A 9,703-nucleotide genomic window follows, 5' to 3' on the forward strand; every position below is an offset into this window, starting at 1 on the left:
AGCAGGTTGTTCAGCCAGGTTGTCTTGTAGGTGGCCTGCGGACCGGCCAGCACCAGAATCTCGTGGTTCACCACCGAGCGGTCGAAGAGTGCCGCCACGCAGCCCACGAGCCATTTTTTCAGATACTTCCGGCAGTCCTCGGGACCCTGTACCGTATGGAGTGTATCGGCCAGTTCGCCGATGTAGTCCGTCTGTCCGTCCCAGGGATCCAGCCCGTCAAAATACAGTTGAAACGGATTGTAGTCCGCCACGAATTCCGACTCCAGCACATTGCGCAGGTCGGAGATCCGCACGCGGCTGTTTGTTTTGCTCATGCGTGCCCAGAGCGAGTTCACAATGTGGTCGTCCACTTCCCGGAAATCCTCTTCGCGGTTTTCGCGGGTGAAGTCCACCTCATACTTGCCGGTAATGACATTCCGGCGGAACGAACCCTGACCGCAGAGAAAATCCTCGATCTCAGCTACGCCAGCCAGCGGTTGCCGTGCATTGTCCTTTCCGGTGCTGGGCGACAGTGTACCGAATTCTTCCGTCTGCAGGTAGCAGGAGCGGAAGATCCCTGCTATGTCGCCGTCGTAACCGGTAAAGGTATTCAGCGCCCATTCCGTGGCCTGATCCTGGTCTATCCCGTAGCGGTTGAGCAGATATCCCATCCGCATGATGTAGTCGTTGTGCTGGTGCGGTTCGTAGGTCACCCCCTGCGCTTCCAGCTCCTTCCGGGCAGTGGTAACGGCCCTTTCCAGCCGGTAGTTGCGCATCCGTTTCCGGATTTTGGGAACCACCTCAGCCCGGAAGGGAAGAGCATCCGGATTGAAGAAAAGTTCCGGATCGTGGGCAAGCCCGCACAGGCGGGTTGAATTTTTGCATTTCAGGTCACATTCCACTCCCAGCAGTCGGGCATAATAGTCATTTGCCAGCAGGAATGTCGCCCGGTACTGCGCTTCCGAAGCCAGGTATGCGTTCTCGTCAAGCGGAGAGGCGACACTCTTTTGCAGGGTGTTTTCATCGTGCTCCATGCGGTAGAGAATCCGGATGCCCGCTCCGCTGATTGTGGTATAGGTGAGCAGGGTATGCGGGTCGGCAACGATCCGCTTGAGCAGTTCCGGCAGAGCAGCCTTTTCCAGGTGGTCGATGTCCACCAGCCCGACGGAAGTCCATCCGCAGATATGCCTCTTCCGCTTGCCGCCCTGAAAACGGACGGCTACGGAAAAGCAGGGACAGGAAGATTTCTCCTTATCGGCAGCAGCGGCATTTCCCTGCGAAGCGTAGTAACGGTGTTTAAGGGTGTGTAGTTTTACTGTGGGATCCTGTCGGATCATCCGGATGATTTCACTGAGTGTTGCTTCCGCCGGCAAGGTGTCCGCATAACCTTTGAAAAGGCTGAATGTAATGTCTTCCATGGCATTGATGTTTTAAAGTTTTCCACAAAGGTTGTGAAAGGCGTGTAAACCACCAAATCTTGCTTACCGGCATGGCGGTAATAAAATATAGATAAATTAAGGGAATTAACATATATTTGTGTCGAATTTTTTAAATTTAAAAAAATGACACAAAATCATGAACCCAATGCCGCCCTGGGGCGGTACATTGAGATGCTGCATCGCCGTGTGAAAGTCGACGGCAAGTTATTAACCATCCGTGAGATCTGCGACCGGGCCTCGATGAGCGCCCGCACGTATGAGAAAGTAAAAAAGGGGTCAGTACGAATCTGAACCAGTACTACGACATTTTCCGCATTTACCTTCCGCAGTTCCGTCGCTCCTCTGAGGTCTTCCGGCAACAGCTGATCCAACTGCTTGACAGTCTGGAAGATGACTATCGGGAACGGCATCCGGAGGACAGGCCCTGACCGGCAGTTCTGCCAGGTTTGCCAGGGCTGAATAAAACTTTTATAGTTAGTGCGGACAAAAATAGATCCATTTCTGTCCGCACTTTCCCCTATAAGTTTATATATAGGTTGGCAAAGCTGGCAGAAAGACTGAATTTTTGTAAAGAAGCGGATGGAATCAGGAAAGAATCTTGTATGTAAAAGGATGTTAAAGAAGAAGAGAATACCAGAAAATAGGAAAGAAATTAGTTTCTTTGTATAAATCAAACAAACTTGAACAAACCCTTATTTTGCAGCATACGGACAATGATTAATAAATTTGATATACAAAATTTTCGTGGTATTCAGGCATTTCATGTTACGGATCTGGGTCAGGTCAATCTGCTGTTGGGCTATAATAATTGCGGAAAATCGTCTGTATTGGACGCATTGTTCTTGTTTTCAGGAGCGACTAATCCCCGGTTGTCCATTTCTGTCAACTGGCCTCGTCATTACATGTCTTCTTTGGCTGACGAGATGCTCAAACTTAATTTTTATGGTTTGAATCCTGTATTTCCCATCCGTCTTTCGGGAGGATACGGGAGTCCCGAGAAAACGCGCGAACTTACCATATCCTATCAGGAGCGCGAGTCAGAAATTATGAACCTGCCTACTGATTCTTCCGGAAATGCTGCCACTAAGGATTTCAGGCTGAATCTTGATGCAGAGATCGACCGTCAGGTTTATCACAGTGATCTGCAGATCAAGGGTAATTCTACTTCTAAGGCAGAAGTCAATGCTCCGGGAGCGGAATCATACCAGGAAGAACTGAAATGTCATTATATCAGTTCATCAGACCCTTATTCAAATAATGTTGCCTTGTTCTCAGATTTGCTTCGCAATAAACAGGAGGAAGCACTTTTTGAAGACTTGCGGGAAATAGAACCTTCTTTGAGAGATATTGTTGTAGCCAATAACAATCTGATGGTAGATGTTGGTCTGGAGAAGCGAATCCCCATTCAGGTGCTGGGTGATGGAATCCGCAAATTGATATCCCTGTTTATTTACCTGTTTCAGGCCAGAGACGGCATTCTGCTGGTTGACGAGGTTGATAACGGCCTTCACTATAAGTCTATGCCTGTATTGTGGAAGTCGGTATTGCGAGGAGCTGATAAATATAATGTACAGGTGTTTGCTACTACTCATAACATCGATTCTCTGAAGGCGCTTAATCAGATGTTACAGGAAGAGTCTTTTCAAAGTATGCAGACCAGATCGCGGGTGTTTACGTTGCGTAAGACATCAGATCGTTTAACTGCTATAAAGAGCACCTATCCTCAATTCAGGCATTTGATCAACGAAGAGATTGAGATAAGATGATCAAGATATTCATAGAAAGTGGAGTGAATGCAGCCCAAAAGAAGGGCAGTAAACGGACGACCAATGAACAGAATTTTGTAGAAACATTGGTTGCTCATTATTTTCCCCATGCTGTCTTGGGTACAGATTATCTTGTTGTTGGGGTTAACGGAAAAGATCAGTTGCCCAATACACAGCCTGTTTTTGTGGAAAATACGTTGATGGGAGGTACTAATCTGATCCTGTTTGATGCAGATACCAGGAAAAATGGCGGTGGATTTGCGATCAGAAAAAGAGAGCTTCTTCAGCAAAAGGAAGCACTTGGAATTGAATTTGATTTGTTTTTGTGGCCCAATAATCATGCAGATGGTGATTTTGAGTCTTTACTTCTGCATTTGATCAATCCCAGACACAAAGGCCTGATTGATTGTTACCGGAGATACGAGAAAGGAATCAGCCGGATGAATCGCAGGCATAAAATGTATATGACTCAGGGACGGAAAGGTTGTATTTACAGTTACATCGCTGCAATGAAGAAAGATCGTACAGCGCAGACGGAATTTAGTCATGGTATCTGGTTTTTTGATAATCCGGAGTATTGGAATTTAACATCTGAATGGGTTTTCCCGTTGGTTGCTTTTCTTCGTCAACATTTCCATTAGTTTCTAAATTATGGCGAAAACGGAACATCTGAACAGCGAACAGAACATCGAGAGCATTATCAGCGCTCCGCTGGTTGCCCTTTCCAAGGCCAACATGATGATGCTGTCCGGACAGACCACCTTCCTGCTGAAGAACTGTTTCAAATACAAGGACGGGGTTTACGAACCGGAGATGATCACCATGAGTATCCAGGTGGGAGGAGCAGAAGGCAAGTCCATGACCTTCCAGATGCCTCTTATCAACCTGCTTTCCATCAACGCCCTGTCCGTAGCCAAGGCCCATATCAACTTTTCCATCGACATCACTTCGTCCGACAGCTATCCGGCCAACGGACCGACCGATATCCTGAGTGAGAAAGCTCTGTATCGCGGCCGTCTGAACGGAACGGACCGGGACGGGAAGACTCCGGTCATGAAAGGACTGGAAGTGTCTGTGGAGACCTCTTCGCAGCCCCTTTCGCGCGGACTGCTTACCGTTATGGAGCTTTACGAGAAAGCTATCCGTGCTTCCGTGCCTCTCCGGAAAACGGAAACAGAATCAGAAGAAACAAACCTTTAAAAAATAACAATATGCCTAATGCAATTCCATGTCCTTGCTGTCGGAATCCTATCTATTTCGATCTGGCCCTGCTCCTGAAAGGAGAAGCTTTTGAATGTTCCCAATGTCATTCGCGCATTTCGCTGACTCCTCAGAGCCGTCCCATTGTGGCTGAAGCCAGTGCCCGGCTGGAAGAGCTGAAGCAGAAGGCTTCCCGGCAGCTGGATGAAAAGCCGGAAAAACAATAGATGGAAAAAGAACTTTTATCAATGGCCCAGCAGTTTACGGGCCTGCCTATGGAAGATCTGATCGGCGGTCCGCTTAATGCTTCCGCCAAGGCCAATGCTGCCATGGCACTCACACAGACCAAGTTTTTGCTTGAAACCTGTTTCAACCGGGTGGAGCGTGCGCTGACAGATAAGGAAAAAGAGGAGTATAAGAAAAAATACGGAAAAGATGCTGACAGTTCAGTCAGGCATACCAGTTACGCTCCGGTAATGATTGAAATGTCGCTGGAACGAGGTGTGCTGACACCGACTACGGATAAGGATGGCAAGCCGACCACTGAAATCAGGAACTTCACCACTTCGTTCAATCTTCCCCTGCTGACCATCATACCGGTCAACTCCCTGGGAGTAAACAATGTGGACATTTCCTTTGAAATGGAGGTGAAGTCCAGTTTCTCGGAAACGGAATCTGAGAACAAGGAAACGGAATCCAGGGGCGAAGGCTCGTTCGAAAGCAAGCTGGGGTGGGGGCCTCTGTCGGTTTCCATCAAAGGATCTGCCAGCTATTCTTCACGCGACTCTTCCACCCATGATACACACTATGAGAAGAGCAACTCTGCCAAATATACGGTGAATGTCCATGCCGGACAGCTTCCTGTTCCCAAGGGGGTGAATACCATCATCGAAGCCTTTACACAGGCTATCCAGCCGATTGAGATGCCGGCAGAAAAGGGTGATGAAAAATCTGAATAATTATTACATTTCTCGATGAGTCTATTGCTAAATAAAATTCTTGATTGTTTGCAGGATAGACAGCTTTTTAATCCCCAGGCTATAGGGCTAAATATGAGTCTGCCTTTGAATTATTCTCCTATTAATTCAGGGAATATAAAATTTGTAGAATTTCTTCTCCCTGGCTCACGATACTCTGATCCAGTATTGTTTCTTCCTTATGTTCCAGGATGTATTAATGCCTGTGTCTTTAATGGAAGACAGGATATTGTAAGTGCTCCATTTTCCGGATGTCATTTAGTTCTGTTCCAGTATACGAAAGAATGCTTTATGGAGGCAATATACGGAATGGGAAAATCTAAAATATTCTGTACGTACAATAAGTTCGGTTGTGTTAAAACCTGTCCTTATCATGCGATTTTTGTTGCTCATGTAGCTTATGACTCATACGGTACTGGAACTAATAGCAGTAAGAATATTTGGGAGACTTTGAAGAATGATTCTAATTGTGAGGTGTACATTGATTATGATCCTCTAACGCCGGGAGTTGATTATGCATATAATGATGAGAAGATTTGTGGTACTCCATACGATAGGGATAGTATCGTAAATCTTTATGGGGCTATTACGTGTGATCGTAAGTGTTTTAATTTTGCAATGAAGAATAGTGGAGAGGTTTGTTTTATAAATTTATAAATCAATATCTATTTCCTAATATTTGCAAGTATAAGTATCCAGAACTGGTATCTTGACAAATTGTTCAATGTTATACTTTGTACTGGACGGAGGAAGTTGCAAGGTGTCAAAGGATTCAGAATTTTATGGCAGTAATGCCGGTGCGGATATGACTGCAACTTACCATAGTGTAATAGGAACAGTAAAGGTTCATGGCAGTTCTATTTGGAACTTCATCGAGACCTTTTTCAAAAATATCTTTAACATTACTTTGGCTACCAGCTAATGTTAAATTTAAAATTAATTAACCAAACTCGATTTAGGGTACTCAAAAGTACCCTTTCAAAAAGGTATACCCTAAATTGAGTGCTTATTTATTACATGGCATGAAATCCCAATATAACAGTAAACGAATTGTAAAAAACACATTCTTTTTATATACAAGAATGCTTTTATTATTATTTGTTTCTTTGCTCACAGCGCGTGTAATGCTTGATGCATTAGGAGCTGAAGATTACGGTTTAAATAATGTTATAGCAGGAGTTGTTACCCTTTTCTCTTTCTTAAACAGTACATTAACAACGGCAACATCAAGATACTTAACTTATGAAATTGGAACAGGGAATATTACAAAACTAAAAAATACATTTTCAAATTCAGTATTAACACATTCTATTATAGGATTCATTGTCATCATCTTAGGAGAGACTTTGGGATTATACTTTGTAAATGCAATATTAAATATCCCCGATAATCGTTTATTTGCATGCAATATTGCATTTCAAATTGTAATTATTAGCACTTTTTTCACTCTTGTCCAAACCCCTTTTAGTGCGATTATTATCTCTTATGAACGAATGGGATTATATGCATATATGGGATGTTTTGACGCTATTGCTAAATTGATTTCATGTTATATAGTGAAAATTTCTCCATATGACAAACTTATAACTCTTTCAATTTTACAAGGGCTTATTTCTCTTACCGTCTTTATTATCTATCTAATATATTGTAAAACAAGATGTAAAGAAGCTTTTTCCATCTCGCTAAGGTTTAATAAATCCATTGCAACCCCCATGTTAAAGTTTACTACCTGGAGTCTTTTAGGGTCTATTGCTAATATGTTAAAGAACCAAGGTATTAACATTCTTATCAATTTATTTTTTGGACCAACAACAAATGCAGCAAATGCGATAGCATATCGTATAAATGCAGCAATAACAGGATTTACAGCCAATTTTACCACTGCTCTAAATCCGCAGATTATTAAAACATATGCAGCTAAAGAATTCATTGAAATGAAGAAAGTTCTTTTCAGAGGTGGAAAATTTTCTTTTTATTTATTGATGTTATTGGGATTCCCCGCCATTTTTGAAACTCCATTTATTCTGAGAATATGGCTGGGAGATAATATCCCCGCATATACATCAATAATGACAAAACTGATTATAGTTTTATCAATGATAGAAACTTTTACCTATTCAATAGGTTGCGCAATCCAAGCTACAGGAAATATACGTAATTATCAATTTCTCATAAGTGGTATTTCTTTGCTAAATTTTCCAATATCATATTTATTTTACAAAAATGGATTTCCGCCTTACACGGCATTAGGAATATCTATTATTATTAGTTTTATTACGCTCATATCTAGATTGTATTTTATGAAAATACAATTATCTATTCCTCCTTCTGAGTATATTAGAAATGTTTTTTGTAAGACATTTCTTGTTGCAATAGTATGCTTACCTACTCCTTTAGTCATCTATAATATTATGCAAGAAGGCGGATTGCGTTTTATCATACTCTGCTTATTAACAACTTTTACTAACCTTATATGTATTTGGTTTTTAGGAATGCAAAAAGACGAACGATTATTCATAAAGAAAATTTTCTATAACATTAAATCAAAAAAACATATAAAAATATGAGACGTTTTATTGAATGCCTAATTCCTTTAACAGCTTGCAATCTTAAATGTAATTATTGTTATATTATTCAAGAAGGTAGACGTAAAAACGAAAAAGCAATATTCCAATATTCACCAGATACAATAGGAAAAGCACTTAGTGTATCAAGACTTGGAGGGATTAGTTTCATATCAATGACTGCTAGTGGAGAAACATTTATTTCACCTGAGTTACCATTTATTGCAAAAGAAATATTAAAACAAGGACATTTTATCAATATAACTACAAATGGTACTTTACGCAAACAAATTTCTTTTTTTTTGGAAATGACTAAAGAGTACCACGAGCATATACATATTTCATTCTCCTTTCATTTCCTTGAGCTTAAAAGAAAGAATTTAATAGAAACGTTCTTTTCCAATATTAAAATGGTCAAAGACAGCGGGTGTTCAATTCTATTACAGATAAATCTTTGCGATGAATATATACCATATTGGGATGAAATAAAAAAACTATCCATTCTGCACGTAGGTGCATTACCTCAAGTCGCATTAACAAGAAAAGAGAGTCCTGATGGTTACAGTATATTTACAAAACTAAGTGATAGTGAATACATCAAGATAGGACAAGAAATGGCTTCTCCACTATTTGAATATACCGTTAAAAATTTCAATATAAAAAGAAAAGAATATTGCTATGCTGGATTGTGGTCAGCAAAACTGGATTTAGCTACTGGCATAATGACAGGTTGTTATGGAAATGGTTTAAAACAGAATATTTTCGAAGATATTACACGCCCAATCAAATGGATGCCTATCGGTAAACACTGTTGCTTTAAATATTGCTTTAATTCATCCCATTTTATGTCCCAAGGAATTATACCAGAATTGAACCCACAACCCACGTATGGAGAATTACGAAATAGAGAAGAGGCTAAATGGTATACAAAAGAAATGAGAAATTTTTTATATTCTTCATTCGAAGATAGTAATCCATTATTAACAACTCAACAAAAACAAAAATTCAACTATTTATATTATACCAATTTGATATGGCAAAAAATTAATAACCTCTTTAATAAATATTTCCATGTATCAAAATCAACAAGAGTATTTTAATCTATTCAAAACGACTTTAGCAAAACTTATTACGAATGACTATATATTGCTGGATTTGCCATATTTCACAAATGTAGGCGATATTTTAATTTGGCAGTCAACCTTAGATATTCTTGAAACACTCCCATATAAATGTCTATATTCATGCAGCAAAGAAAGCTACATAAAGCCATCACTGCCCGCAGATGCTATCATAATATTTATGGGAGGTGGTAATTTCGGTGATTTATGGAAAAGCCATCAAGTTTTCAGGCATAGAGTCTTGACTGATTTTCCCAATAATAGAATCTTACAACTTCCTCAAAGTGTATGGTTTAAATCAAAAGAGGACATAAAACAAGACGCCGCGATATTTTCTAAGCACATTGGTGATATTACAATTTGTTTACGCGAGCAACAATCTTACGACCTAATAAAAAGTAACTATAAATCAGTTAACGTATTGCTTTTACCCGATTTAGTTTTATCATTTGATGTAAATAAATATATTAAAAAGTATAATATTCATATACAAGAAAAGAAAGAGACAGTCTTTATAAAAAGACAAGATATAGAGAAAAAAGATAATAATAGTTCTCTATATATGACTAACGTCGAGATCGCAGATTGGCCATGCATGCAAAAAAAGACAGTTCCAACACGAGTTATTGAAATAATAATTAGAATTATACATCTCAT

General features: G+C 40.5%; 11 protein-coding genes. 10 read left to right on the forward strand and 1 reads right to left on the reverse strand.

Features of this window, described 5'->3' with window-relative positions; all coding sequences use genetic code 11:
- Positions 1-1,397: BT4734/BF3469 family protein (locus BACCOPRO_RS04090; RefSeq protein WP_008141212.1), on the reverse strand; the 1,397-nt coding region annotated here is incomplete at its 3' end.
- Between the two features lie 734 nt (positions 1,398-2,131).
- Here BACCOPRO_RS04090 and BACCOPRO_RS04100 point away from each other — a divergent pair.
- From BACCOPRO_RS04100 to BACCOPRO_RS04145, 10 genes are all read left to right on the forward strand, one after another.
- Positions 2,132-3,184 (forward strand): AAA family ATPase, encoded by a 1,053-nt coding sequence (locus BACCOPRO_RS04100; protein WP_008141216.1) that lies wholly within the window; start codon positions 2,132-2,134, stop codon positions 3,182-3,184.
- On the forward strand, positions 3,181-3,825 hold the full coding sequence (locus BACCOPRO_RS04105; RefSeq protein ID WP_008141217.1) for a hypothetical protein: 645 nt from the start codon (positions 3,181-3,183) through the stop codon (positions 3,823-3,825). The genes BACCOPRO_RS04100 and BACCOPRO_RS04105 overlap by 4 nt, the downstream gene beginning before the upstream one ends.
- Positions 3,826-3,835: 10 nt before the next feature.
- On the forward strand, positions 3,836-4,384 hold the full coding sequence (locus BACCOPRO_RS04110) for a DUF2589 domain-containing protein (RefSeq protein ID WP_008141219.1): 549 nt from the start codon (positions 3,836-3,838) through the stop codon (positions 4,382-4,384).
- Positions 4,385-4,395: 11 nt separating this feature from the next.
- Positions 4,396-4,611: a hypothetical protein gene (locus BACCOPRO_RS04115; protein WP_008141221.1), complete on the forward strand. Its 216-nt coding sequence runs from the start codon at positions 4,396-4,398 to the stop codon at positions 4,609-4,611.
- Positions 4,612-5,343: a DUF2589 domain-containing protein gene (locus BACCOPRO_RS04120; RefSeq protein WP_008141225.1), complete on the forward strand. Its 732-nt coding sequence runs from the start codon at positions 4,612-4,614 to the stop codon at positions 5,341-5,343. It abuts the gene before it with no gap.
- Between the two features lie 15 nt (positions 5,344-5,358).
- On the forward strand, positions 5,359-6,018 hold the full coding sequence (locus tag BACCOPRO_RS04125) for a hypothetical protein (RefSeq protein WP_008141227.1): 660 nt from the start codon (positions 5,359-5,361) through the stop codon (positions 6,016-6,018).
- 67 nt (positions 6,019-6,085) lie between these two features.
- Positions 6,086-6,283, forward strand: a complete 198-nt coding sequence (locus BACCOPRO_RS04130) for a hypothetical protein (protein WP_008141228.1) — start codon at positions 6,086-6,088, stop codon at positions 6,281-6,283.
- Positions 6,284-6,443: 160 nt separating this feature from the next.
- Complete coding sequence (locus BACCOPRO_RS04135; RefSeq protein ID WP_246497737.1) at positions 6,444-7,928, forward strand: lipopolysaccharide biosynthesis protein; 1,485 nt, start codon at positions 6,444-6,446, stop codon at positions 7,926-7,928.
- Positions 7,925-9,025: a radical SAM protein gene (locus tag BACCOPRO_RS04140; protein ID WP_008141233.1), complete on the forward strand. Its 1,101-nt coding sequence runs from the start codon at positions 7,925-7,927 to the stop codon at positions 9,023-9,025. The genes BACCOPRO_RS04135 and BACCOPRO_RS04140 overlap by 4 nt, the downstream gene beginning before the upstream one ends.
- Positions 8,997-9,703 (forward strand): polysaccharide pyruvyl transferase family protein (locus BACCOPRO_RS04145; RefSeq protein ID WP_008141234.1); only part of this gene is annotated, 707 nt, incomplete at its 3' end. The genes BACCOPRO_RS04140 and BACCOPRO_RS04145, both read left to right, overlap by 29 nt.

It is taken from the genome of Phocaeicola coprophilus DSM 18228 = JCM 13818 (assembly GCF_000157915.1).
Taxonomy (GTDB): domain Bacteria; phylum Bacteroidota; class Bacteroidia; order Bacteroidales; family Bacteroidaceae; genus Phocaeicola; species Phocaeicola coprophilus.